Source organism: Nocardia yunnanensis (genome assembly GCF_003626895.1).
In the GTDB taxonomy this organism is placed as follows: Bacteria; Actinomycetota; Actinomycetes; order Mycobacteriales; family Mycobacteriaceae; genus Nocardia; species Nocardia yunnanensis.
In genome coordinates, this window is record NZ_CP032568.1 from 1999886 (window position 1) to 2022783 (window position 22898).

The following is a 22898-nucleotide window of genomic DNA, read 5'->3' on the forward strand; positions in this document are numbered from 1 at the left end:
CTCTAGCTCATTCGTCCGTGAGCGGTTCGCGGCCGGTGAGCGGTCCCCAGACGCCGATCAATGCCACCATCACCACCAGCGCGACGGTGATGATGGTGAACACCGTGCCCGGCCCGCGACGATCCAGCAGCGGCAGCAGCAGGAAAGGCTGCACCGCCGTCGAGAGCTTGGACAGCGAATACGCGGTGCCCGAAGCGGTTCCGCGCACGCTGGTCGGGAAGGACTCCGGCAGATAGGTGTGAATGGCGTCGGAGAACACATTGCTGGCCAGCGTGAACAGGCCGCCGGACAACAGAATCCACGGCACCGCGGTGGCGAAACCGAACACCAGGCCGAAGACCGCCATCAGCGCGGCACTGCCCATCACCAGGTATTTGCGCTCCACGCGTTCCATCAGCGGGATGGCCAGCAGGGAGCCCAGCGGATAGCCGAGATAGGTGACGGCCAGATATCCCAGCGAGTTCACCACCGTGAATCCCTTGTGCTGCAACACCAGTACGGCCAGCGTCCCGAACCCGTAGTAGCCGAAGACCTGCAGGATCATCACCGCGGAGAACAGGGTGGTGCGGCCGCGGAAGGGTGTGCGCAGAATCTCGGTGAACGGCACCCGTCGCCGGGTTCGCGCGGCCTCCCAGTGCGGTGATTCCGGCATGTGCCGACGTGCCACGAACACCAGTCCCGCGCCGAGCCCGCCGAGCACGAACAGCCAGCGCCAGCCGGCGACGCCGAACGGGTGCAACGGCACCAGCCAGCGAGCCAGGAAGCCCACCGCCGGCACCGCGCAGAATCCGAGCGTGTAGGCGACGGCGATCATGCGGCCGCGCACCCGCGCGGGCATGGTCTCCGACAGGTAGGTGTCCGACACCGTCATCTCCGCCCCGATGCCCAGCCCAGCCAGCACCCGGGTTGCCATCAGGAACCAGACGTTCGGGCTGAACGCGCCCAGCAGCGTGAAGCCCGCGTACAGGCCGATATTGATCATGAACATCCGGCGGCGGCCGAACAGGTCCGACAGTCGTCCGATCACCAGCGCACCCAGGAACTGGCCCGCGAACGCCGAGGCGAGGATGCCGCTGAGCTGATAGGTCGACAGGTGCAGCTGCTGTTTGAAGACGCCGGTGATGGTGCCGGCCAGGAACAGCTCGTACAGGTCGAAGAACAAACCCATGCCGACCAGGGCGACCAGCTTGTAGTGCACCGGTCCCAGCGGCTGTCGGTCCAGCCGCACGGCCGCGACGTCGCGCGCTTCCCCGAATGTGGTCATCGACCACACTTAACACTTACTGCTGCGAACGACCATGATTGAGCGCACCATATATCCCGTGGAGACGGTTGGGGCGGGGCTGGAGTCGTTGACGATGGTGCGGCACGGGCAGAGCGTCGCGAACGCGGCGCCGTTCACCGGCGCGGACGAATTCCTCACGGGGACAAGCGATGCCGACGTGCCGCTGACCGAACTCGGGAGGCAGCAGGCCGCGGCCGCGGGGCGGCGGCTGGCCACCGTCGAGCCCCGGTTCGATCTGGTGCTCTGCTCGCCGTACGTGCGGACGCGGGAGACCGCGCGGATCGCGCTGGAGTTCGTGACCGCTCCCGCGGCGCGTTTCGACGAGCGGCTGCGGGACCGGGAGACGGGAATCCTGTTCGGGCTCACCAGAGCCGGGATCGCGCACCGCTATCCGGAGCAGCATCGGGAGCTGGAGCGGCTCGGCGGCTTCTATCACCGGCCGCCGGGCGGGGAATCGTGGCCGGACGTCGCGCTGCGATTGCGCGCGGTGTTGCGCGACATGCGCGGGCACGTCCTGGTTTTCACCCATGACATCGTGATCGTGCTGACCCGCTACCTCTTCGGCGAACTGGAGATCGCCGAGCTCAGCGCGCAGACCACCGCCCAGGTGCGCAATGCCTCCCTCACCCGCTGGGAGCGCCGGGAGGGCGGCCCGCTGCTGACCGTGTACAACGACACCGCCCATTTGGACTGACCGACCAGTCCGCTGCGCCGTCATGCAGAGTAGACATGGCGCATGTGAGAAGTCACAATTTCGTCACGAACACATTACTGTGATTCGCGGGGCGTCACCGGGGGTGGAAGGGAGTCACGGATGTCCGTGGGAATTCCGGCCCGGGAAGGGCTCACCGTCTCGGGGAGCCCGATATCGCTGCCACTCAAGGATGTGCGCGGTATCGCGCAGCACATGGTGGGGCATTTCGTCGAGACGGTCGCGCCGTGCGGGACGCTGCCCGGCGACGCCATCCACGGCGACGTCACCGCCATCACCCGCCTGTGCCTGGAACTGGCGGTGGGCATGCTGGACGGGCGCGGCATCCCCGAGCAGACCAAACGCCTGGAGGACGCCGCCGCGCAGTGGGCGCGCGAGGGCATTCCGATCGACACCATTCACCACGCCATCCACGAGGGCTTCAAGATCGGGTCCGAACTGGTGATGGCCAATGCCATGTCCCGGCACGTTCGGCGCGAGAGCGAAGGCGGCGACGCCACCCTCGTGATCGCCGCCGCCGATATGGACAACATCATGGGCGGGGCCAAACTCGTGGTGGAACTGCTGGACCGGATGACCTCCGCGGTGGCCATGTCCTATGTGCGGGAGCTGCGCTCGGTGGTGAGCGAACACCACACCGCCGTGCACACTCTCACCTCCGCGCTGCTGGGCGGCCACAGCACCTCCACCATGGCGCGCGAATGCGGGATCGAGATCGCCGAGCGCTATCACGTGCTGGCGCTTGCCATTCCGGAGCATCCCGAGGAGCACTCCCCCACCGTGGACGGCGCGGTCGTGGCGCGGCGCAAGCTGCGCCGGGTGCAGGCCGAGCTGGCCACCCGCTACCCGGACACGGTGCTGTCGCTGCTGAGCGTGGACGGCGGCACGCTGCTGGTGCCGGTCACCGCCCTGGCCGACGATCAGCTCGACGAGCTGGTCGAGCAATTGTCGCGCGCGGCCCGGGTGCCGATCACCGCGACCCTGGTCTCCGCTGCGCCGCAACAGATTCCGGACGCGGCCGAGCAGGCGCACGAACTGTTGGACATCGTGCATCGACTACGCCTGGTGCGCGGGCTGTTCCGGTTCGACGAGCTGGCGCTGGAATACCAGCTGACCCGGCCGGGGCCGGGCCGCGATCACCTCGGGCAGCTGCTGGACCCGCTCGACGAGCACGCCGAACTGCTCGAGACGCTGCAATCGCACATCAGCAACAACCTCAACCGCCAGCGCACCGCCCGAATGCTGCACGTGCACACCAATACCGTGGACTATCGGCTCAAACGGATCGGGCAGCTGACCGGATTCGATCCGACCCAGGCGGCGGGACTGTGGTACCTGCGGTCCGCGCTGGTGGCGCGGACCTATCAGGCCGGCTGACTCAGCAGTTGGAAGGCGCGGGTTCACCGCGCAACCGGGCATCAAGCCAGTTCAGCACCGACGGCAGCCCCAGCACCGCGGCGGTGAGGTGATCGGGCACCGGCTCCTGTTCGCTCCACAGCCGCACCCCGGCCCCGCAGTAGCGGTGGTCGGTGTCCACGATGGCATCGACCGGGATCAGGCCGTCGATGGGCGAATGCCATTCGAACACAGGCATGTTCGGGATGCCCGCGTACAGCTGCAGGCTGTTCTCCTCGACCACCTTGCGGGCGGTGGGATCCTCGGTCATCGACGTGGTCCGGGCGACATCGGGCGCGCCCGCGCCCGCCCCGGCGGCGAGAATGTCGTTGGTGCAGCTGTTGAGCAGCTTGTCGCGCATGGCCAGGCCGCGGTCGTTGAGCTGCTCGGTGAGCGGAAAACGGTCCGGGTATTCGCGTTCCAGGCCGAGCCCGGCCGCCAGCGCCAGCCCGAAGGCCGGATGCCGGTTCATGCCCAGCACTTCCAGCATGGAGACCAGGTTCATCGGGACCCCGCCCTCGGCCGCGCCCGCGAGGTGCAGATCCGGGGCGTAGGAGGAGGCCAGCGCCGCCGCCCAGGCCGTGGCCATACCGCCACCGGAGTATCCCGCCAGGGCGACGGGGCTGTGCGCGATGTTCAGCGTGGTCACGCGCTGCGCGGCGCGAATGCCGTCGAGGGTGATCTGGCCGCCGAGTTTGGCCGCGCCGTAGGCGAATCCGGGTCCCAGGTGGTCGGGCAGCAGCATGGTCCAGCCGCGCTGCAGCACCACGTTCCAGGCCGGAGCCTCGCGGATCATCAGGTTCGGGTCGGTGGTGTAGAGCTCCCGCGACACCGCGCACTGTGCGCCCAGACCATTGATGATCTGCTGATACGACAGCACCGGACCATCGGGATGGCGATTGTGCGGGGACAGCGCCGTGGTGGTGGCCGCGATGGGCCGGCCCTCGGAACTGGTGGAGCGGAACTTGATCAGGGTGACGTCGGTGTCGGGGAAGCTCGGCAGCGCCGGCATGGCGCGCACGGCGAGGACGTCGCCGGGCTGGTGATCGGCGATATCGGCGGGGGCGGCGTAGAAGGGATCCGGGTCCGGTGCGGCCAGCAGTGGTTGCGCGGCAGCGGTTCCCGCCGCGGTGGTCAGCAGGAGAGCGCCGATCAACGCGACGGGCACACGAATCCTCATGCGGGGCAGCCTAGGAAGCCGACGCGGCCGAGGCCAGGGGGCGTGCCGAACCTTCCGAATAGTCACAATTGCCGGGTTGATCGTTTGTGAGTGGGCGCCTCATCCGAGGTGCTAACGTTTCTGTTCCGACGGGTAACAACAAAACTCGCGCGGGGGTTGTGACATTTCCAAGCTCGAATCGGAACACGTTCCCGTGCAGGTCATTCCCGTTACGTTCGGCCACAGGCACAATCTCACCGAGCGGAGCAGCACATGACCGGCACCACCGACGGCAGGGTCTGGCACGACGGCGCAGGGGAGGCGCTCACCCACCGCGTCACCGTCTACCTGGGCGGACCCGAGGACGGAGCCGAACTCACCATGGAGTACGCGGCCACCTGGAAGGAAGCCTCGGATTTCACGGTGGCCGCGGTGCACGCCGGGCTGGCCGTCACCGTGGACGGCCGGATCCGACCGGGGCTGCGCCGACTACCGCGCTACGGCTTCCGACACTGAAACAGGTTCCAGCACAACCGCTTTCGGCTGGGAGTGTTCACTTCCCCAACGCAGCGGCCAGGGTATCCCACGCCGGACCCAGCTGCGCGGAGAAGTCCTCCCAGGCGTGGATGCCCGTCGGCTCGTAGTGCACGGTGGCGGGAATGTTCAAGTCGCTCAAGCGTTTCGCGAAATTCTCGGTGCAGACGCGCGCACCGGCCTCCAGCGCCATTCCGCCGCCCGCGGTTTGCAGGGCGGCGAGCATATCGGGCGCGTGCAGTACCGCGTCCAAGTCGGGGACGCCGGGCAGGCCGTTGGCGGCCGACAGATAGATGGCGGTGCCGCGCAAGGCTTCCGCGCCGATCGTACTGTCGTGGGTGAGCCAGTCGACGGTTCCGATCGGGCCCCACATGCGCACCACGTTGCCGCCGCGCGAGGCCACCGTGAGCGCCGTGACCGCGCTGCCGGGGCCGACCAGGGTGGAATAGCAGCCGCTCAGGCCGGCGACCCCGCGATAGAAACCCGGATGCCGATGCGCCAGCATCATCGCGCCCTGCGCGCCCATGGAGACGCCCGCGATGGCGCGGCGGCCGTCGGCGTGCAGATACGGTTCGATGGCGCCGGGCAATTCGCCGGTCAGGAAGGTCTCCCAGCGGTTCCAGCCCAGAGCGGCGTCCGGGTGCTCCCAGTCGGTGTACATGCTGCCGGTGGCCCCGGCGGGCAGGACCACGTCGACCGGTTTGTCGGCGAAGAAGTCGGCGGCGTGGCCCTTGGACAGCCAATCCGAGACGCCCTCGGCGTCGACGCCGTCGAGCAGATAGAGGGTCGGGCGGGGTCCGGCGCCGGCGCCGTGCAGCACGTCCACCGTGACGGGGCGGCCCATGGCGGAGGATTCGACCTCCACGCGTTCCCAGCGCGGGCCGACCTGCTCGGAAGGAACGACGTTGGCGCGCATCGCGGTCCGGTCCGCGGTGGCGGTCACCGGCAGGCTCGAGACCATCACGAGCGCCGCCGCGATTGTCACCATCCGCCATATTCTGCTGTCCGACAAAGAAACTCCTGACCGCGGGCGAGATATCCGAAGAACCCACCGGGCGGTCGCGAGGATTTCCGCCCGGTGGGGTGTCTTCACACTTGTCATGAATGGAACAAATGTCCTCGGCTTGCGGGGCAGGAGGACCCGGACTCACCTCCAAAACGTGTGTCCCAGTGCGGTTTTCCACGGTTTCGATATCAGCCGCGCATATTTCGATCAAATATCGGAACCATCACGAGCGTAACCAGCAATAGTCGTCGTTCAACAGACCGGGAACCACCTTCTGGAGACTTCACAATCGCATCGGACCCGGGCGTGGGACCGACCACAGCACGCTCGAGTCTTACCCCCGTTCACCGGTCGTCAATCCCCCCGAGGCGAAAAACGCCGACGGGGCGCCTCCGATTTTCATCGGAAGCGCCCCGTCGGCGGTGCGGGAGTCTTACAGCATGCAGCTCACGCAGCCCTCGACCTCGGTGCCCTCCAGCGCCATCTGGCGGATGCGGATGTAGTAGAGGGTCTTGATGCCCTTGCGCCAGGCGTAGATCTGCGCCCGGTTCACGTCGCGGGTGGTGGCGCTGTCCTTGAAGAACAGCGTCAGCGACAGGCCCTGATCGACATGCTGGGTGGCCGCGGCGTAGGTGTCGATGACCTTCTCGTAGCCGATGTCGTAGGCGTCCTCGAAGTATTCGAGATTCTCGTTGGTCAGGTAGGGGGCCGGGTAGTAGACGCGGCCGATCTTGCCTTCCTTGCGGATCTCGATCTTGGAGGCGATCGGGTGAATCGAGCTGGTGGAGTGGTTGATGTAGGAGATCGACCCGGTCGGCGGGACGGCCTGCAGGTTCTGGTTGTAGATGCCGTGCTTCATGACCAGCGCCTTGAGCTCGCGCCAATCGTCCTGGGTGGGAATGTGGACGTTCGCCTCGGCGAAGATCTGACGCACCCGCTCGGTGGCCGGCTCCCACACCCGCTCGGTGTACTTGTCGAAGAACTCACCCGAGGCGTACTTCGACTCGGGGAAGCCGCCGAAGTACGAACCCCGCTCCTGCGCAATCAGATTCGACGCGCGAATGGCGTGGTAGGCGATGGTGTAGAAGTAGATGTTGGTGAAGTCCACGCCCTCTTCGGAGCCGTAGTGGACGTGCTCACGCGCCAGATAGCCGTGCAGGTTCATCTGACCCAGGCCGATGGCGTGGGATTCGTTGTTGCCCTGCTCGATCGAGGGCACCGAGTAGATGTGGGTCTGATCCGACACCGCGGTCAGCGCGCGGATCGCGGTCTCGACCGTCTTGGCCAGATCCGGCGAATCCATGGTCTTGGCGATGTTGAGCGACCCCAGGTTGCACGAAATGTCCTTGCCCACCTTGGCATAGGACAGATCGTCGTTGAACTCCGACGGGGTGGAGACCTGCAGGATCTCCGAGCACAGGTTGGAGTGGGTGATCTTGCCCGCGATGGGGTTGGCCCGGTTCACGGTGTCCTCGTACATGATGTACGGGTAGCCCGACTCGAACTGCAGCTCGGCGAGGGTCTGGAAGAACTCGCGAGCCTTGATCTTGGACTTGCGAATCCGCTTGTCGTCGACCATCTCGTGGTACTTCTCGGTGACATTGATGTCGGCGAACGGCACGCCGTAGATGCGCTCCACGTCGTACGGCGAGAACAGGTACATGTCCTCGTTCTTCTTCGCCAGCTCGAAGGTGATGTCCGGGATCACCACGCCCAGCGACAGCGTCTTGATGCGGATCTTCTCGTCCGCGTTCTCGCGCTTGGTGTCCAGGAAGCGGTAGATGTCGGGGTGATGCGCGTGCAGGTACACCGCGCCCGCGCCCTGACGCGCGCCCAGCTGATTGGCGTAGGAGAAGGAGTCCTCGAGCAGCTTCATGATCGGGATGACGCCGGAGGACTGGTTCTCGATCTTCTTGATCGGCGCGCCGTGCTCGCGAATGTTGCTCAGCAGCAATGCGACTCCGCCGCCGCGCTTGGACAGCTGCAGGGCGGAGTTGATGGAGCGCCCGATGGACTCCATATTGTCCTCGATGCGCAGCAGGAAACAGCTCACCGGCTCGCCGCGCTGCTTCTTGCCCGAGTTGAGGAAGGTCGGGGTGGCCGGCTGGAAGCGGCCGTCCATGATCTCGTCCACCAGCTCGGAGGCCAGCTTCTGGTCACCGGCGGCCAGCGTCAGCGACACCATGCACACGCGATCCTCGAAGCGCTCCAGGTAGCGCTTGCCGTCGAAGGTCTTGAGCGTGTACGAGGTGTAGTACTTGAACGCGCCCAGGAAGGTCGGGAACCGGAACTTCTTGGCGTAGGCCTGCTTGAACAGGTCCTTGACGAACTCGCGGGAGTACTGGTCGAGCACCTCGGCCTCGTAGTAGTTCTCGCGCACCAGGTAGTCGAGCTTCTCCTCCAGATTGTGGAAGAAGACGGTGTTCTGGTTGACGTGCTGCAGGAAGTACTGGTGCGCGGCCTCCCGATCCTTGTCGAACTGGATCTCGCCATTGGGGCCGTACAGGTTCAGCATCGCGTTGAGGGCGTGATAGTCCAGACCCTCGGTCGCGGAGGAGTCGCCGCTGACGGGGCGCTCTACGCGGGCAGTCTTTCCGACCGGTGCTGTTGTCGTTGCCAAAACAATCCCAATCCCTCTCGGACGCGCTCGACGTCCTCGGCAGTTCCCATGAGTTCGAAGCGATACAGGTACGGCACCCCTGCCTTGCGCGAGATCACTTCTCCCGCATAGCAGTACGTATCACCGAAGTTCGTGTTGCCGCTCGCGATCACCCCGCGCAGCAGGGCGCGGTTGTGCGGATCGTTGAGGAACTTGGCCACCTGGCGGGGGACGAATTCCTTGTCGGATCGCTGTCCACCCAAAACGTGCCGACCTCCCCCGTAGGTGGGGACGATCAGCACGTAGGGAGTGTCGACGCGAAGCGAGTCGGCGGTGTGGAGCGGTATGCGAACGGCGGGCAGTCCCAGCCGCTCGACGAAGCGGTGCGTGTTCTCCGAAGCGCTCGAGAAGTAGACCAGATTCGGTGTGTCACCGGCGTGCTCGGTCATCTTCCCTCCTTTCGATTCGGACGAACCTGCGGGAGGTGGCGGGTTATGCCACCGCGACCGCGTCGGCCAGCGACTTGATGCGGTCCGGGCGGAAGCCGGACCAGTGATCGTCACCGGCGACGACGACGGGGGCCTGCAGGTAGCCCAGGGCCATCACGTAGTCGCGGGCTTCGGGGTTCTCGGAGATGTCGATGACGTCGTAGTCGACACCGGCCTTGTCGAGGGCACGGTAGGTGGCGTTGCACTGGACACAAGCGGGCTTGGTGTAAACGGTGATGGTCATTGGTATCCCCTTCTCCTTGCCTTCGGTCCGTCGGCAGTGCACGGCTGAAACAAGATCCACGTAGTAAGTGCGCAAACCCCTGGAAGCGGAACCGAAGCCCCAGCTCACTCGGTGAACTTCGAGGTGTTCACCTAGTGGCCTTCCAGCTCCCAAGACACTACACCTAGTGGGCGACAAGTTCATACAACACGACATGTTGCGACTCACAAAGGTGAAATTCCGGTGTCGTAAGTACCTGCACACTCGATTCGCAACTCGACACGACTGCGACGCACATCACAATTTCGGCATGCAGTTCATTTCCAGCAAACTCACCATCACCGCTGATCAACACCCATCCCACGAGTCACAGCAGGCTCGAGCGACCACCCGGTTTGCCGACCCGCCGAGCCCCTGCCCCCAATTCCCGGGGCCCCGCTCCGCTCGGCGTGTCGCCAGGTGGGCGGGCGATCTAGCGGATCGTGAAGGACGCGCCGTCGACCGGACCGGGAGCCAGCAACCGATTGGTCGCCGGAATGCCGTACATCTGCGCGTCGTAGTCCGACAGCGGCCGGCCGTCGATGCTGATGTCGGTGAAGACGATCGGGTCGAAGCCCGGCAGCGCGGCGTCCAGGTGACCCTCCACCACCACCTCCGCGGTGTGCGGGGGCGTCGGCGAGGCGGCCGCCGTGGTGCGCGACCACTTCGCGGTCCGATCCTCCAGCGTCATGAGGTAGTTCCCGCCGTCCCAGCGCACCACCGACCGCATGACGTCACCCGGGTGCACCTCGACGTCGTCGTAGCTCACCGGCGGCTCGGGATAGCCCTCCCACCAGCCGTCCACCTGCTTGTCCGGACTGCAGAAGCCCCCGAACACGCCGATCGAGCACAGCCCGTCGGCGGCCGCGCCCAGGGCGTCGGCGAGTTTGGCCCCGGCGTTCATGACCGTCCCGGCGATCCGGGGATCGGCGTAGGCCATCCCGGCGGCGAGGTTCTCGACCTGCAGGCCCGGCAGCGCCGCGTACACGGCCGCGTCACTGGCGCACAGGGATTCGACGCCGGTCTGCATGAGCGGCAGCGCGACCCGGCCGTCGAGGCCCTGCGCGCCGTTGAGCCCGACCCAGGGCACCACCCGCTGCAGGATGCCCGGATCGCGGCAGTCGATCTCGGGCTGCACCCAGGTCGCGCTGACCTCGTGGACGTCACCGCGCACCACGTATCCGGCCCAGTTGCCCAGATACAGGCGGACATTCGATTCCGCCACCGCGTCGGCCGCGTCCACCACCACGACCGCGGCGGCCGCGACGGCGAGGGTGACCGCCATGAAACAACGGCTCCACACAGAGTTGCCCGTTGATAGCTGCATGGTCTGAAGGTAGTCCGGGAAGCCCCGGAAAAGCGGCAGGCCACGGCTTGAAAAGCCGTGGCCTCGCGCTGAATTCAGCGAGTGATCGGGTACGGATCAGGCGTTGGCGCGCGCGTTCGCCGCCTCGGCCAGCAGATGCACGGTGGCGGCCAGCTGGGTGAGCGCCTCGGCGTCGTCGGCCGGGTGGGTCTCCACGAAGCGCGCACCGATGGTGCCGAAGTGCAGCGACGCCTCCTTCACGATGTTCGCGCCCGCCACGCCGAGCGCCTTGACGGCGTCGTCGTGCGACCACTTGGCGGCATTGGCGCTGATCGAGGCGGACACGACGGCGGCCGGACGATCCTTGAGCGCGCCCGCGCCGTAGGGACGCGAGGCCCAGTCGATGGCGTTCTTCAGCACGGCCGGCAGGGTGCCGTTGTACTCGGGGGTGACCAGCAGCACGGCGTCGGAGGCGGCGACGGCGTCGCGCAGCGCCTGCGCGGTGGCCGGGACCTGGCCCGCGACATCGATGTCCTCGTTGTAGAACGGGATCTCCCCGAGGCCCTCGTAGATGCTCAGTTCGACGCCCTCGGCAGCGGTCTTGACGGCGGCCTCGGCCAGCCGGCGGTTGATGGAGGCGGCACGAAGGCTGCCGACCAGGACGAGAATGCGAGTCTGCGACATGATGATCACTCCAGGGGCTACTGATTCAACGACGGAAGTTTCGATACACTGTAACCGGACCACAGTCCGCTTCAATTCCCGGGTAGGAGCCGACCAGCTGTGACACGCGACACCCCCACCGGCGAGCCGGTCGCGCTGCCCGATATCTCGCTGCCGATCGAACCGGTCAGCAGCCAACGACCGCCCGACCATGCGGTGCCACTGCTCATGCCGGGCAGCAGCCACGAACGCAGCGACGCCGCCCGCAACCGGCAATTGCTGCTCGACGCCGCCGAGACGCTGGTGCGTGAGCAGGGGGCGGACGCGGTCACCATGGACGCGGTCGCCAAGCTGGCGGGCGTCGGCAAGGGGACGGTGTTCCGGCGCTTCGGCAATCGGGCCGGGCTGATGCTGGCGCTGCTGGACCAATCCGATCAGAAGATGCAGTGGGCCTACATGTTCGGGCCGCCGCCGCTGGGTCCGGGTGCGCCGCCGGTGGATCGGCTCATCGCCTTCGGGCGGGCGCGGCTGGCGCTGGTCGAGGTGGAGGGTGACGTCCGCAAGAACGCGGCCATCGGCGGGCAGTACGGCGGGCCGCCCTACAACATCGCGAAAACCCATGTCGCACTGCTGTTGCGGCAGGCCGGGGCGCCCGGCGACATCGCGCTGACCGCCGATACGTTGCTGGCCGCGCTGGACGCCGGGCTGGTGCTGCATCAGATCCGGGCGCTGGGCTACACGCTCGACCAGGTGGGAGCGCATTGGGAGCGACTCGTCCGGCAGGTCACCGCGCGACCGGTTCAGTAGAGTGGCCGCATGGGGAACCTGCGCGAACAGATCATCGCCGAATTGGGCGTCCTGCCGGTCATCGAGCCGAAAACCGAAGTGCGACGGCGCGTCGACTTCCTCAAGGACTATCTGCGCTCGACACCCGCGACGGGCTTCGTGCTCGGCATCAGCGGCGGCCAGGACTCCACGCTGGCCGGCCGGCTCTGCCAGCTGGCCGCCGAGGAGTTGCGGGCCGAGGGCCGCGACGCCACCTTCGTGGCCGTGCGCCTGCCCTACGGCGTGCAGGCCGACGAGGAGGACGCGCAGGTCGCGTTGCAGTTCATCCAGCCCGACCGGTCGGTCGTGGTGAATGTGAAGCCCAGCGCCGACGCCGCCGGTGAGGAAGCCGCCGCCGGTATTCGGGAACTCACCGACGAGACTCGGCTGCGGGACTTCGTGCGCGGCAATATCAAGGCCCGCGAGCGCATGGTGTTGCAGTACGCGGTTGCCGGACAACTCAACCTGCTGGTCGTCGGCACCGATCATGCCGCCGAGGCGGTCACCGGCTTCTTCACCAAATACGGTGACGGCGGCGTCGACATCACTCCGCTGACCGGTCTGACCAAGCGGCAGGGCGCGGCGCTGCTGCAGGAACTCGGCGCGCCGCCGAGCGTGTGGACGAAGGTTCCGACCGCCGACCTCGAGGACGACCGCCCGGCCCTGCCCGACGAGGAAGCGCTGGGGCTGAAGTACTCCCAGATCGACGACTACCTCGAGGGCAAGCAGGTCGGGCCGGAGGTGTCCGAGCGGGTGGAGACGATCTTCCAGAACACGCGGCACAAGCGCGCGGTGCCGGTGTCGCCGCTCGACACCTGGTGGAAGTAGGCGCCGCGAAAACCGTTTGCGGGCCCGGCGATCCCGTTCCTACGGTCGAGCCGTGAAATTCGACGGCGAGAACGGATGGGACACCTCGGCCACCCTGCTGGACGGTAGCTGGGTGGAGCGGCGGCCGCGGCGGCCCGAGGTGGAGGCCCAGCTGTTGCGCGAGACGCGGCTGCTGCCGTGGCTCGCGCCGCGGCTGCCGCTGCCGGTGCCGATCCCGGCAGTGGTCGGCGAATCGCCATTGGTGTTGCGGCACACGCTCGTTCCGGGTGAGCCCATCGACGCATATACCGCGGAGAACGGTGCGGCGTTAGGGCGTTTCTTGCGGGCGCTGCACGCCACTCCCCCGGGTGAGGCTTTGGCGCTCGGGCTGCCCGCCGCCGAGCACACCCATCGGGAACGGGACTACGCCATCGCCCGATGCCGGGCGGAAGTCCTTGCCCTGCTTCCGGATTCGCTCATCGCGCCGGCCCTCGAGTTGTTCGACGCGATCCTCGCGGCGCCCGCCGATACCGTGGTGCACGCCGATCTCGGTCCCGATCACGTGCTGGCCGTGGCCGGCCGGATCAGCGGCGTCATCGACTTCGGGGACGCGCATCTCGGGGACCCGGCGGCCGACTTCGGCTGGGCGTTGTCCGACACCGCACCGGAATTCGCGGACGCGGTCGCCGAAACCTACGGCGTCACACCGGAAGTCCGGGCCCGCGCCCGGCGCTGGCATCAGCTCGGTCCCTGGTACGAGGTGCTGCGTGGGCACGACACCGACGACGCCGCGATGGCGGCCGCCGGGCTGGCCGGAGTGATCGAGCGGCTCGCTGAGGGTCCGGCCTAGCCGCCCGCGAACGGTGGCAGGACGTCCACGCGCGCCGCGAGTTCGGCGGTGGCGTCGCGGGTCAGCTCGTCGCCGATGAGGTAGGCGCAGACCTTCAGCATCGGGTCGAGTTTCGGGCCGTACGCGGCGGCGAGGGCGGTGCGCAGGTCGCCGACGGTGGCGCCGGAGGGGAGATCGAGGGTTTCCTTGTCCTTGCCGACCGCGTCCGCGATCGCGGCGAAATAGCGGACCTCAACCACCGATGGCTCCCATCGTTCGTTCGGGCGGGACGAAGCCGGCCATGTCGATGCCGTGGCCGGGCGACTTGTTCCACATGGCGCCACGCCACAGCTGCGCGATGTCGGCATCGCTCGCGCCCGACCGCAGGGCGGCGCGAATGTCGTATTCCTGATCGCTGAACAGGCAGGAGCGGATCCGGCCGTCGGCGGTCAGGCGGGTGCGGTCGCAGTCGCCGCAGAATTTGCGGGTCACCGAGGCGATGATGCCGACGGTGGCCGGGCCGCCGTCGACCAGCCAGCGTTCGGCCGGGGCGGAAGGGTCCTCGCGCTCGGTCTCGGTGAGGGTGAAGCGGGTGCCGAGCACCTCGAGGAGTTCGGCGGCGGTGATCATATTGGCGCGCGCCCACTCGTGATCGGCGTCGAGGGGCATCTCCTCGATGAAGCGCAGTTCCGCGTCGTGGTCCAGGCACCAGCGCAGCAGATCGGCCGCGCCGTCGAGGGTTTCGCGCATGAGCACGGCGTTGACCTTGATCGGGGCGAGGCCGGCCTGTGCGGCCGCCCGGATGCCCGCCAGCACCGAATCCAGGCGATCGCGGCGGGTCAGGCGGTAGAAGCCGTCCTTGTCGACGGTGTCGAGCGAGACATTGATGCGGCTCAGGCCGGCCTCGGCCAATGCCCGCGCCCGATGCTCGAGCCCGACCCCGTTGGTGGTCATGGCCAGCGGCGTATCCGGAAGCGCCGCATGGCAACCCGCGATGATCTGCTCCAGATCGCGACGCATGAGCGGCTCACCGCCGGTGAACCGGACCTCGTGGACGCCGAGTTCGCGCACCGCCAGCACGACCAGCCGGACGATCTCGGCGGTGGTGAGCAGTTCCTCCGCCGGAATGGCGGGCAGGCCCTCCTCGGGCATGCAGTAGGTGCAGCGCAGCGAGCACTTCTCGGTGATGGAGACCCGCAGGTCCCGCGCGACGCGGCCGAAGCGGTCCAGCAGGAACGGCGTGTCCGGGCGGCCATCCATCGCGGGGCGCCCGGTTCGCACAGCGGGCATGCCCATCGCGACCACGGTCATTGCACCATTATTGCCGCACGCGCAAGTGTTCGTAGATTCGCACGAGCCCGGTCGGGCGTTCGGCCGGTCGCCGCTCGGAGGTTTCGCCCGCGTATAGGCTCAGCGGCATGAGTTCCCGGCACGCGTTGATCCCGGCCCGGCCCGTCGACGACCATCGTCGGCGCATCGAGGATGCGCTGCGGCCGCTGTCGGGGCGGGCCGTCGAGACCGTCCCGATGGACCGGGCGCTGGGCCGGCTGCTGGCCGCCGACGTGGACGCGCCGCTGGATCTGCCGGTGTTCCGGAATTCGGCGATGGACGGGTACGCGGTGCGCGCCGACACCGTCGCCATCGTGCCCGCCACCCTGCCGTTGATCGGTGTGGTGGCGGCGGGCAACACCGAACAGCTCACGCTGCCGCCGGGCGCGGCGGTGAAGGTGATGACCGGCGCGCCCGTGCCGCCCGGCGCGGACTGTGTGGTGCCGGTCGAGCACACCGAATCCGACGGCGTCACCGTGACGGTTCGAACCAGCCGCGCCACCGGCGATTTCGTGCGCGAGCCCGGCACCGACGTGCGGGCGGGAGCGCTGCTGGCGAGTGCGGGCACGCTGCTGCGGCCCCGGCACATCGCGGCGCTGGCGGCGGTCGGGCTCGGTGAGCTGCCGGTGCGGCGGCGGGTGCGGGCGGCGGTGCTCACCACGGGCGACGAATTGCGGCCCGCCGGAACGGATCTGCTGCCGGGGCAGATCTACAACTCCAACGGCATCGCGCTGGCCGCGGCGCTGGCGGACAACGGGGTCGAGGTGGTGTCGGTCGCGCATTCGACCGACGAGCACGCCGAATTCCGGGCGCGGCTGGCCGAGGCGGTCGCGCACGCCGACGTGGTGTTCACCTCCGGCGGCGTCTCCATGGGCGACTTCGAGGTCGTCAAGGAGGTGCTGGCGGCCCAGGGCGGCGAATTCGGGCCGGTGGCCATGCAACCGGGCGGCCCGCAGGGGCTCAGCGTCGTGGACGGGGTGCCGGTGTTGAGTTTCCCCGGCAATCCGGTCAGCACCATGGTGTCGTTCGAGGTCTTCGCGCGGCCGTTGTTGCGCGAATTGGCGGGTCTGCCCGCCCTGCCGATTTCCCAACTGCCCCTGCTGGATTCGGTGCGCTCCCCCGCCGGGAAGCGCCAGTTCCTGCGCGGGAAGCTGGCCGCGGACGGGGTGACGCTGGTGTCGGGGCAGGGCTCGCATCTGATCGCGGCCATGGCCCATGCCGAGGTGCTGGTCGATATTCCGGCCGCCGCCACCGAGGTGCCGGCGGGCACCGTCGTCGAGGTGCGGCCGCTGTGAACCCCGTGACGCCGATTGTGCCAAGGTGGATCGCATGAGTGAGTTGTCGCATGTCGATCGTGAAGGTCGCGCCCGGATGGTCGACGTGAGCGCCAAGGCCGACACGACCCGCATCGCGGTCGCGGCCGGTGAGCTGCACACCACCGCCGAGGTGATCGCACTGGTCCGCGCCGACGATATGCCCAAGGCCGACGTGCTCAGCACGGCGCGCATCGCCGGGATCAACGGGGCCAAGAAGACCTCCGAGCTGATTCCGCTGTGCCATCAGCTGGCGTTGTCGTCGGTGCAGGTGTCGTTCGGGTTCACCGACACCGCCATCACCATCGAGGCGAGCGCGAAGACCAAGGGGCCCACCGGGGTCGAGATGGAGGCGCTGACCGCGGTGGCGGTGGCCGGGCTGACGCTGCACGACATGGTGAAGGCGGTGGATCCGGCGGCCACGCTGAACGGGGTGCGGCTGATCACCAAAGAGGGTGGCAAGCACGGGCATTGGGTGCGGCCGGAGGCGGAGAAGGCGGCCGGGAAGGCCGAAAGCACCACTGCCGCACCGGCTTCGCTGGCGGGCGCGGGGCGCACCGCCACCGTGGTGGTCGCCTCGACCGGCGCGGCGGCGGGCACCCGGACCGACACCACCGGACCCGTCCTCGCGAAATGGCTTGCCGAGCAGGGTTTCTCGGTGCGCGGGCCGCTGGTCTTCGCCGACTCCGACATTTCCTTCGGGCTCTCGGACGCACTGTCCTCCGAACCCGACCTGGTGATCAGCACCGGCGGTACCGGGGCCTCCCCCACCGACGCCACCCCGGAGGCCACGCTCGCCGTGATCGACCGGGAACTGCCCGGCGTCGCCGAGGCCATCCGGCAGGCCGGGACCGCGAAATTCCCGCTCGCGGCGCTGTCGCGCGGTGTCGCCGGCCTGGCCGGCCGGACCGTGATCGTCAATCTGCCCGGCTCGCCGGGCGGGGTGAAGGACGGCATCGCCGTGCTCACCCCGATTCTCGAACATCTGCTGGCCCAGGTGGCCGGAGGAGGCAATCATGACTGAGCTGCTGGCCCGGATCAGCGAACAGCCGCTCGACCCCGCCGAGGTGGAGAAGGCCGTCAGCGGCCCCGAACACGGCGGCATCGTCGTGTTCACCGGCAAGGTCCGCGATCACGATGGCGGCCAATCGGTTTCGGCCCTCGAATACTCCGCCCACCCCCAGGCCGAGCAGTTCCTCCACAAGGTCTGCGCCGAAGTCTCCGCCGCCTCCGGCCTCCCGGTAGCCGCCATCCACCGCATCGGCCCCCTCACCATCGGCGACCTCGCCATCGTCGTCGCCGTCGCCGCCCCCCACCGCGCCGAAGCCTTCACCACCTGCGCCGAACTCGTCGACCGCATCAAACATGAGGTCCCCATCTGGAAACGCCAGATGTTCGCCGACGGCCTCTCGGAATGGGTCAACGCCTGCGGCTGAGCTCCACGAACTGTCAGTCGTCGGTGAACTCGACCAGGCTGACCGGAAACGGCAGGCGTTGTTCGGCGTCCGCCCATCGCTTCCGATCTGTCGTGATGATTTCCCAGTCGAGGTAGCGCGCGACAGCGACCGTGTGTGCTGCCGACGGGTCGACGGGCTCGTCAGCGGCTGCGAGCACGTCTGCGAGTTCGTTGGCGTCGGCCGTGGTCGTCAACGCTGCGATCTGAATCGACTCGAGATTGTCCACCACACCGTTGAGCTCGGCGCGTTGGTCATCCGAGAGCCCGGCCAGACTCGCGGCGAGCGCGAGAAGTGGTACGGCGACACGCGTTTCACGCAGATCCAGCACCGCGATCAGATTGGAAACGTTGGCGTCGCCCTGCGCATACGCTCGAAGAACCGTGTCGTCGAGAACATAACCAACGCTCACCCCTTGGCCGCCTCCCGCTCGGTGAGACGGTCGATCAGACGGTCCGCCTGTCGCTCGGCCCACGCGACGGCGGCAGCGTTCTTGCGATCTTTGGCGATACGCGTCTCCCAGGCCAGCCGGTTACGCGTCTGAGTGGACTTGTAGTGCGAAATCAGACGACCGATCACCGAATCCAGCGATTCGTTGGGCTTCGCGAGCATCTGAAGTTCGTCACGGGTGGCAGGCCTCGTCGTGATGGTGGTCTTGTTCTCAGCCATGCCAGCAAGCATATCTACAATGCTTCAAGCATTACCGGCATTCATCCTCGAATCCGTCTTCGTCCAGTTGTAGCCGGGGAGGAGACGCGCTTGGGTGGGGGCGTGGATGTCGGGGTGGGCGGAAGTATGTTCGGGGGATGCATTGGGATCAGATGACGGCTACGCCCGGCGCGCTGCGGACGGCTGCGGCGCGGTTGCGGCGCGGGGTGGGGCAGTTGGAGATTCTGGCGGCGGTGATCGAGGCGGCGGAGGGGCCCTGGCTGGGGGCGATGGACTCCGACGGGCGGGGGACCGCCGAGTTGCGGATGCATTTGGCGGGGAAATACCGGTTCACGGCGGTGGTGACCAGTGCGGGGAAGCTGACGCTGGCGGAGATGAACGCGCCGGGGCGGGGGAAGAACGCGGAGCTGGTGTTGTCGAGCAAGCCGGCGCAGCGTAAGGGGTGGGATCCCAAGGACATGCCCAAGCCGCAGGATTGGCTGGATTATCTGGTGTGCTGGATTCAGCAGGCCAGCGCGGCGGTCGGGCGGCGCGATGTGGTCGAGTGGCAGCTCGAGGGCGCGGATCAACGGCTGGCCGCGATGAACGAGAGCGTCGAGGCCATGCGGGCGGCGCTGGCCGAACGAGAGCAGATGCGCGACGAACTGGCCGCGGAGGTCGCGGAGTTGCGGGCCGAGTTCGAGGCCGAGTCAGCGCTCGCCGACAAGCGCGTCGTCGGCGGCGTCCCCGTCGAGAACATAACGCCAGATCGGCAGCAGGGCATGGTCGTCGAGGAGGTCGTCGTCCCGGTGGACGGTGGCGGCGAGCCGGTCGCGAACGGCGTCCCGGTCGAGGCCGGAACCGATGAGCACCAGGCTGCTGACGCGGGGCTCGTGCCGCGACCAGCGGGTGGGCTCGACCACGATGTGCCGGCCGACCATGTGCAGCACGAACTTTCGCGCGTCATCGTCGACGGCGAAGGCGAGCACACCCTTGGCGCGGAACAGCCCGGCGGGCGGATCCTCCAGTAGCGCAACGAGTTCGCGCGGATTCAGATCCGTCTCGGAGGTGAAGGACACGCTGTCGTAGGCATCGTGCAGGTGGTGGTGGTCATGGCAGTCGTCGTGCCACAGCTCGTCGAAACTGAGCTGCTCGCCGACCCGCGCCTGCCGCGAATCCCGGCTAGGCACATCGAACAGCAAGCCGGGGTCCACGTGCCCGTGGCTGGTCGGATACACCGGTACCTGCCCGACCAGCGCGCTGATCTCGCCGCGCAGCGACTCCAGCGCCGCCGCCTCGACCCGGTCGGCCTTGTTGAGCACCACCAGATCCGCCATCCGCAGATGCGACCCCAATTCCGGATGCAGTTCCCGGCTTTCGCGGAAGTGCTCGGCATCCACCACCTCGACCAGCCCGCCGTAGCGAATGCGGGGATTGTCGCTGTTGACCACCATGCGAATCAGATTCCGCGGCTCCGCCAGTCCGCTGGCCTCCACCACGATGACGTCGATCTGCTGCCGCGGATGCGCCAGCCGCTCGAACAGCCCGTCCAGCTCGCTCACGTCCACCGCGCAGCACACGCATCCGTTGCCCAGCGACACCATGGCGTCGACCTGCCCGGCCACCAGCATGGCGTCGATATTGACCGCGCCGAAGTCGTTGACCACCACCCCGATCCGCGCGGTCCGGCTCCGCAGCAGCCGGTTGAGCAGCGTCGTCTTCCCGGCGCCGAGGAATCCGGCCACGATCAGGACTGGAATGCGGCGGCTCACGGCGACCACCTTACCGAGCGGGCGTGAGGTCGCCGCAGCACGCGGGAAACTCCGGGGAAACAACCGCGGCCTACCGTGACTGGCTATTCGGATCGACCACGGGAGGTGCGCCGTGCGTGTGCGCGACATTCTCGATGCGCCGCAATTGCGCATGCGGCTGCTGCACGGGGACGAGAACGAATTGGAACGAACGGTCGCCCGGGTCTGCGCGACCGATATGCCGGATCCCAGGCCGTTCGTGACCGCGGGCGCTCTGGTCTGCACCGGCCTGGTGTGGCGGCACGACGCCACGGATTCCGACCGCTACGTGGGCCTGCTCGCCGAGGCCGGAGTCGTCGGGGTGGTGGCCGGGCAGGCGCTGCACGGGCGGGTGCCCGAGGATGTGGTCGCCGCCTGCAAGCGGCACGGCCTGCCCCTGCTGTCCGCGCCGCAGAGCGTGCCGTTCAGCCGGATCATCGAATACCTGGCGGAGCGGGCGGCCGAAGTGCGCTGGCGGCGTGTGCAATCCCGCGCCGACCGGCAGCGGCGGCTGCTGTCCGCCGTGGCCGCGGGCAAGGGCATCGAGAGCCTGGTCGCGGATTTTGCCGCGGAACAGCATGTTTCGGCATGGCTGCTGACCTCGACCGGGACCGTCGTCGCCGGCACCGAGGACCTGGCCGAGTCCGACCTCGACCGCATCGTCGCCACCGCGCTCACCGCACCCCGGCTGCCCGCCGTCACCGTCGGCGCGATGCGGGTCCTGCAGGTCGGCGCGGGCGATCGAATCACCGCCTGGTACCTGGTGTTTCGCCCGTCGGTGCCCGAACTCGATCCGTTCGGCGCGGATCTGGCGGCCGTGGCGGAGCTGTACCGCCAGCGTCGCGCCGACCGGCAGCACCTGGATTGGGAACTGGCCGACCGCTTCCCGGTGCCGTTCGCCGAGCAATCGGACCTGGGCTCGGTGGCGATCGTCTGCGCGGCCCGCGACGGCGAGGTCTCCGCGGTGCGCGCCGTCCTGCACGACGCCCTGCCGGGCCTGGCGACCTCGATCGATCAGGAGGGCCGGTTGGTGGGCGTGACCGACGGCACGCAGGATGGCGTCGCGGCCGTCGTGAACCAGCGGCTGAGCCGAATAGTGCCCGCCCTCAACGGGGTTCGCCTCGCCGTCGGTGTGGGCGCGCGCCGACCGGACGAGACCCTGGCGGCGGCGATCGGCGCGGCGTCCGCTGCCTGTACCGCCGCCCGTGACGAGGCCGCACCGATCAGCCTGCGCGTCGCCGACATCGATTCCGCCGTCGGCCTGCTCACCGCCGTGCCCGGCGGGCTGCAACGCCGCTTCGCCGAACGCGTGCTGGGCCCCGTGCTGGACTACGACCGCCGGCACAGTGCCGGACTGCTGGACACCCTCGCGATATTCCTCGGCTGCGAGGGCTCGTGGCGGCAAGCCGCCGATCGAATGCACCTGCACCTCAACACCGTTCGCTACCGGATCGGGCGGATCGAGGAGCTGACGGGCCGCGATCTCGGGCGCATCGACGACCGGCTGGATCTGTATCTGGCGGTGCGGACACTGGCCGGTCAGACCGCGCCGGTGTAGGCGTCCCAGGCGGTTCCGGCGGCGGGTGCGCCCTGGCGCAGCACGCTCGCCTGGATCAGGCCGTAGGGCCGGTCGTCGGCGTGGAAGACCTCGCCGTTGTTCGGCACACCGAAACGCGCTGTGTCGTAGGCGAAGTGGTGTTTGTTGGGTGCCGAGAACCTGATCTCGGCCAGGCAGTCGAACGCCTCCAGCGCGGCCCGGCCCATCGCGTACAGCGTCTGCTGCAATGCTTTCGAATGCAGTGTCGCGAACGTCTCGACCAGCACCGCGCGAATCCCGTGGTAGGCGGCGTCCCAGTCCCCGGGCGGAGCGGCGAAGCGCCAGCGGGCCACGAGGCTGGTGGCCAGAATGCGGTCGTACGCGGGTTCGAGCACCGTGAACTCGTCGGTGAGAAATCCCGCGAACTCCGAACCGGTGGACTTGAGGATCACCAGATCCTTGACCCCGCCGATCACCCATTCGCGGCGGTCCGCGCCCACGCCCTCGACCGTGACGGCCGCGATCCGCACCTCCGGCCCGATCCGCGTCCAGGTGTGGTCGTGCTCGCGGCCGCCGACCGGAACCCGTTGCCACGCATACTCTTCGATTTCGATCCGCGCCGACGCCACCGGCTCGATGTCGTCGACGAAATGCCGGGCCAACGCCAGCCCGTAATCCTCGATGCTCCCGTCGCCGTGACTCTTGGCGTACGTGTAGACGGTCTGCTTCTGCGAATCCGTCGGCAGCACCGCGCCTTGATCACCGGTCGTGTGCGCTGCGTCGAACGCACCCCGCAGGCACGACGACACGTTGAGATCCCGGATCGCGTGCCGGGCGGTGTCACGGTAGATGCGCACCACCCGGTTCTCGGCCTTCCCATACTGGTGCGGGCCGAGCACGATCCGGCCGGAGGTTTCGGTCATGCGCCCACTGTGGCCCACCGAGGGCCGCACGCAC

25 protein-coding genes are annotated in these 22898 nt (G+C 68.1%); 10 read left to right on the forward strand and 15 right to left on the reverse strand.

From position 1 onward, the window contains the following. Positions 1-7: 7 nt before the first annotated feature. Complete coding sequence (locus D7D52_RS09145; RefSeq protein WP_120735929.1) at positions 8-1264, reverse strand: MFS transporter; 1257 nt, start codon at positions 1262-1264, stop codon at positions 8-10. Positions 1265-1322: 58 nt separating this feature from the next. Between D7D52_RS09145 and D7D52_RS09150 the strand changes: the two genes are divergently transcribed. Together D7D52_RS09150 and D7D52_RS09155 are read left to right on the forward strand one after the other, a co-directional pair. Beyond that, the gene (locus D7D52_RS09150) at positions 1323-1979 is read left to right on the forward strand and encodes a histidine phosphatase family protein (protein WP_222932802.1); all 657 of its coding nucleotides are present in this window, start codon (positions 1323-1325) and stop codon (positions 1977-1979) included. Between the two features lie 120 nt (positions 1980-2099). After that, positions 2100-3374, forward strand: coding sequence for a PucR family transcriptional regulator (locus D7D52_RS09155; protein WP_120735931.1), 1275 nt, complete (start codon positions 2100-2102; stop codon positions 3372-3374). 1 nt (position 3375) lies between these two features. Here the strand turns inward: D7D52_RS09155 and D7D52_RS09160 are convergent, their stop codons facing one another. Continuing rightward, positions 3376-4572 (reverse strand): lipase family protein, encoded by a 1197-nt coding sequence (locus tag D7D52_RS09160; RefSeq protein WP_120735932.1) that lies wholly within the window; start codon positions 4570-4572, stop codon positions 3376-3378. A gap of 252 nt (positions 4573-4824) precedes the next feature. Here D7D52_RS09160 and D7D52_RS09165 point away from each other — a divergent pair, with 252 nt between their 5' ends. After that, complete coding sequence (locus tag D7D52_RS09165) at positions 4825-5067, forward strand: hypothetical protein (RefSeq protein ID WP_120735933.1); 243 nt, start codon at positions 4825-4827, stop codon at positions 5065-5067. A gap of 37 nt (positions 5068-5104) precedes the next feature. Here D7D52_RS09165 and D7D52_RS09170 read toward each other — a convergent pair whose 3' ends face one another. From D7D52_RS09170 to D7D52_RS09195, 6 genes are all read right to left on the reverse strand, one after another. Beyond that, positions 5105-6073 carry an alpha/beta hydrolase gene (locus tag D7D52_RS09170; RefSeq protein WP_120735934.1) on the reverse strand — a complete coding sequence of 323 codons (969 nt, stop codon included), beginning with the start codon at positions 6071-6073 and terminating at the stop codon, positions 5105-5107. A 451-nt stretch (positions 6074-6524) separates the two neighbouring features. After that, positions 6525-8606 carry a class 1b ribonucleoside-diphosphate reductase subunit alpha gene (gene nrdE, locus D7D52_RS09175; RefSeq protein ID WP_246023974.1) on the reverse strand — a complete coding sequence of 694 codons (2082 nt, stop codon included), beginning with the start codon at positions 8604-8606 and terminating at the stop codon, positions 6525-6527. Positions 8607-8668: 62 nt separating this feature from the next. After that, on the reverse strand, positions 8669-9139 hold the full coding sequence (gene nrdI, locus D7D52_RS09180; RefSeq protein WP_120735935.1) for a class Ib ribonucleoside-diphosphate reductase assembly flavoprotein NrdI: 471 nt from the start codon (positions 9137-9139) through the stop codon (positions 8669-8671). Between the two features lie 43 nt (positions 9140-9182). Continuing rightward, positions 9183-9422, reverse strand: a complete 240-nt coding sequence (locus tag D7D52_RS09185; protein ID WP_040811357.1) for a redoxin NrdH — start codon at positions 9420-9422, stop codon at positions 9183-9185. Between the two features lie 451 nt (positions 9423-9873). Then, on the reverse strand, positions 9874-10725 hold the full coding sequence (locus D7D52_RS09190) for a G1 family glutamic endopeptidase (protein ID WP_162958235.1): 852 nt from the start codon (positions 10723-10725) through the stop codon (positions 9874-9876). Between the two features lie 138 nt (positions 10726-10863). Beyond that, the gene (locus tag D7D52_RS09195; RefSeq protein ID WP_120743944.1) at positions 10864-11430 is read right to left on the reverse strand and encodes an NAD(P)H-dependent oxidoreductase; all 567 of its coding nucleotides are present in this window, start codon (positions 11428-11430) and stop codon (positions 10864-10866) included. Positions 11431-11637: 207 nt separating this feature from the next. On the opposite strand from D7D52_RS09195, the gene D7D52_RS09200 reads away from it, so the two are divergent. Genes D7D52_RS09200 through D7D52_RS09210 form a run of 3 tightly spaced genes read left to right on the forward strand, consistent with a single transcriptional unit; the run spans position 11638 to position 13891 of the window. After that, entirely contained in the window at positions 11638-12216 is a 579-nt protein-coding gene (locus D7D52_RS09200; RefSeq protein ID WP_120743945.1) for a TetR/AcrR family transcriptional regulator, read from the forward strand. A gap of 9 nt (positions 12217-12225) precedes the next feature. Further along, positions 12226-13062, forward strand: coding sequence for an ammonia-dependent NAD(+) synthetase (gene nadE / locus D7D52_RS09205; RefSeq protein ID WP_120735937.1), 837 nt, complete (start codon positions 12226-12228; stop codon positions 13060-13062). Positions 13063-13114: 52 nt separating this feature from the next. After that, positions 13115-13891, forward strand: coding sequence for a phosphotransferase (locus tag D7D52_RS09210; protein WP_120735938.1), 777 nt, complete (start codon positions 13115-13117; stop codon positions 13889-13891). Here D7D52_RS09210 and D7D52_RS09215 read toward each other — a convergent pair. After that, positions 13888-14130: a MoaD/ThiS family protein gene (locus D7D52_RS09215; RefSeq protein ID WP_120735939.1), complete on the reverse strand. Its 243-nt coding sequence runs from the start codon at positions 14128-14130 to the stop codon at positions 13888-13890. The two genes, D7D52_RS09210 and D7D52_RS09215, sit on opposite strands and share 4 nt — an antisense overlap. Beyond that, positions 14123-15181 (reverse strand): GTP 3',8-cyclase MoaA, encoded by a 1059-nt coding sequence (gene moaA / locus D7D52_RS09220; RefSeq protein WP_120735940.1) that lies wholly within the window; start codon positions 15179-15181, stop codon positions 14123-14125. Before moaA ends, D7D52_RS09215 begins: the two co-directional genes overlap by 8 nt. A gap of 107 nt (positions 15182-15288) precedes the next feature. Between moaA and D7D52_RS09225 the strand changes: the two genes are divergently transcribed. The 3 genes from D7D52_RS09225 to D7D52_RS09235 are packed head-to-tail and all read left to right on the forward strand — an operon-like array spanning position 15289 to position 17948. Next, a complete protein-coding gene (locus D7D52_RS09225) occupies positions 15289-16494 on the forward strand; it encodes a molybdopterin molybdotransferase MoeA (RefSeq protein ID WP_120735941.1) in 1206 nt (401 codons plus the stop codon). A 34-nt stretch (positions 16495-16528) separates the two neighbouring features. Next, the gene (gene moaCB / locus D7D52_RS09230; RefSeq protein ID WP_120735942.1) at positions 16529-17536 is read left to right on the forward strand and encodes a bifunctional molybdenum cofactor biosynthesis protein MoaC/MoaB; all 1008 of its coding nucleotides are present in this window, start codon (positions 16529-16531) and stop codon (positions 17534-17536) included. After that, a complete protein-coding gene (locus tag D7D52_RS09235) occupies positions 17529-17948 on the forward strand; it encodes a molybdenum cofactor biosynthesis protein MoaE (protein WP_120735943.1) in 420 nt (139 codons plus the stop codon). The genes moaCB and D7D52_RS09235 overlap by 8 nt, the downstream gene beginning before the upstream one ends. A gap of 13 nt (positions 17949-17961) precedes the next feature. On the opposite strand, the gene D7D52_RS09240 is transcribed toward D7D52_RS09235, so the two are convergent. The 4 genes from D7D52_RS09240 to D7D52_RS09255 all read right to left on the reverse strand — a co-directional run bounded on the left by D7D52_RS09240 (position 17962) and on the right by D7D52_RS09255 (position 20386). Next, positions 17962-18378, reverse strand: a complete 417-nt coding sequence (locus tag D7D52_RS09240; protein ID WP_120735944.1) for a hypothetical protein — start codon at positions 18376-18378, stop codon at positions 17962-17964. Next, entirely contained in the window at positions 18375-18635 is a 261-nt protein-coding gene (locus D7D52_RS09245) for a hypothetical protein (protein ID WP_120735945.1), read from the reverse strand. The genes D7D52_RS09240 and D7D52_RS09245 overlap by 4 nt, the downstream gene beginning before the upstream one ends. Positions 18636-18783: 148 nt before the next feature. Next, positions 18784-19059, reverse strand: coding sequence for a hypothetical protein (locus D7D52_RS09250; protein ID WP_120735946.1), 276 nt, complete (start codon positions 19057-19059; stop codon positions 18784-18786). A 265-nt stretch (positions 19060-19324) separates the two neighbouring features. Further along, complete coding sequence (locus D7D52_RS09255; RefSeq protein ID WP_246023716.1) at positions 19325-20386, reverse strand: CobW family GTP-binding protein; 1062 nt, start codon at positions 20384-20386, stop codon at positions 19325-19327. 112 nt (positions 20387-20498) lie between these two features. Between D7D52_RS09255 and D7D52_RS09260 the strand changes: the two genes are divergently transcribed. Then, on the forward strand, positions 20499-21962 hold the full coding sequence (locus D7D52_RS09260) for a PucR family transcriptional regulator (protein ID WP_120735948.1): 1464 nt from the start codon (positions 20499-20501) through the stop codon (positions 21960-21962). On the opposite strand, the gene pucL is transcribed toward D7D52_RS09260, so the two are convergent. Beyond that, a complete protein-coding gene (gene pucL, locus D7D52_RS09265) occupies positions 21944-22864 on the reverse strand; it encodes a factor-independent urate hydroxylase (RefSeq protein WP_120735949.1) in 921 nt (306 codons plus the stop codon). The genes D7D52_RS09260 and pucL overlap by 19 nt on opposite strands. Between the last annotated feature and the right edge of the window lie 34 nt (positions 22865-22898).

Excerpts from the sequence above, each read along its gene's own strand:
- pucL (WP_120735949.1), bottom strand. The coding sequence starts at position 22,864 with ATGACCGAAACCTCCGGCCGGATCGTGCTCGGCCCGCACCAGTATGGG.
- D7D52_RS09190 (WP_162958235.1), bottom strand. The coding sequence starts at position 10,725 with ATGGCGGTCACCCTCGCCGTCGCGGCCGCCGCGGTCGTGGTGGTGGAC.
- D7D52_RS09225 (WP_120735941.1), top strand. The coding sequence starts at position 15,289 with ATGAGTTCCCGGCACGCGTTGATCCCGGCCCGGCCCGTCGACGACCAT.
- moaA (WP_120735940.1), bottom strand. The coding sequence starts at position 15,181 with ATGACCGTGGTCGCGATGGGCATGCCCGCTGTGCGAACCGGGCGCCCC.
- D7D52_RS09165 (WP_120735933.1), top strand. The coding sequence starts at position 4,825 with ATGACCGGCACCACCGACGGCAGGGTCTGGCACGACGGCGCAGGGGAG.
- D7D52_RS09185 (WP_040811357.1), bottom strand. The coding sequence starts at position 9,422 with ATGACCATCACCGTTTACACCAAGCCCGCTTGTGTCCAGTGCAACGCC.
- nrdE (WP_246023974.1), bottom strand. The coding sequence starts at position 8,606 with ATGCTGAACCTGTACGGCCCCAATGGCGAGATCCAGTTCGACAAGGAT.
- D7D52_RS09245 (WP_120735945.1), bottom strand. The coding sequence starts at position 18,635 with ATGGCTGAGAACAAGACCACCATCACGACGAGGCCTGCCACCCGTGAC.
- D7D52_RS09195 (WP_120743944.1), bottom strand. The coding sequence starts at position 11,430 with ATGTCGCAGACTCGCATTCTCGTCCTGGTCGGCAGCCTTCGTGCCGCC.
- D7D52_RS09200 (WP_120743945.1), top strand. The coding sequence starts at position 11,638 with ATGCCGGGCAGCAGCCACGAACGCAGCGACGCCGCCCGCAACCGGCAA.
- D7D52_RS09155 (WP_120735931.1), top strand. The coding sequence starts at position 2,100 with ATGTCCGTGGGAATTCCGGCCCGGGAAGGGCTCACCGTCTCGGGGAGC.
- nadE (WP_120735937.1), top strand. The coding sequence starts at position 12,226 with ATGGGGAACCTGCGCGAACAGATCATCGCCGAATTGGGCGTCCTGCCG.
- moaCB (WP_120735942.1), top strand. The coding sequence starts at position 16,529 with ATGAGTGAGTTGTCGCATGTCGATCGTGAAGGTCGCGCCCGGATGGTC.
- D7D52_RS09235 (WP_120735943.1), top strand. The coding sequence starts at position 17,529 with ATGACTGAGCTGCTGGCCCGGATCAGCGAACAGCCGCTCGACCCCGCC.
- nrdI (WP_120735935.1), bottom strand. The coding sequence starts at position 9,139 with ATGACCGAGCACGCCGGTGACACACCGAATCTGGTCTACTTCTCGAGC.
- D7D52_RS09170 (WP_120735934.1), bottom strand. The coding sequence starts at position 6,073 with ATGGTGACAATCGCGGCGGCGCTCGTGATGGTCTCGAGCCTGCCGGTG.
- D7D52_RS09145 (WP_120735929.1), bottom strand. The coding sequence starts at position 1,264 with ATGACCACATTCGGGGAAGCGCGCGACGTCGCGGCCGTGCGGCTGGAC.
- D7D52_RS09160 (WP_120735932.1), bottom strand. The coding sequence starts at position 4,572 with ATGAGGATTCGTGTGCCCGTCGCGTTGATCGGCGCTCTCCTGCTGACC.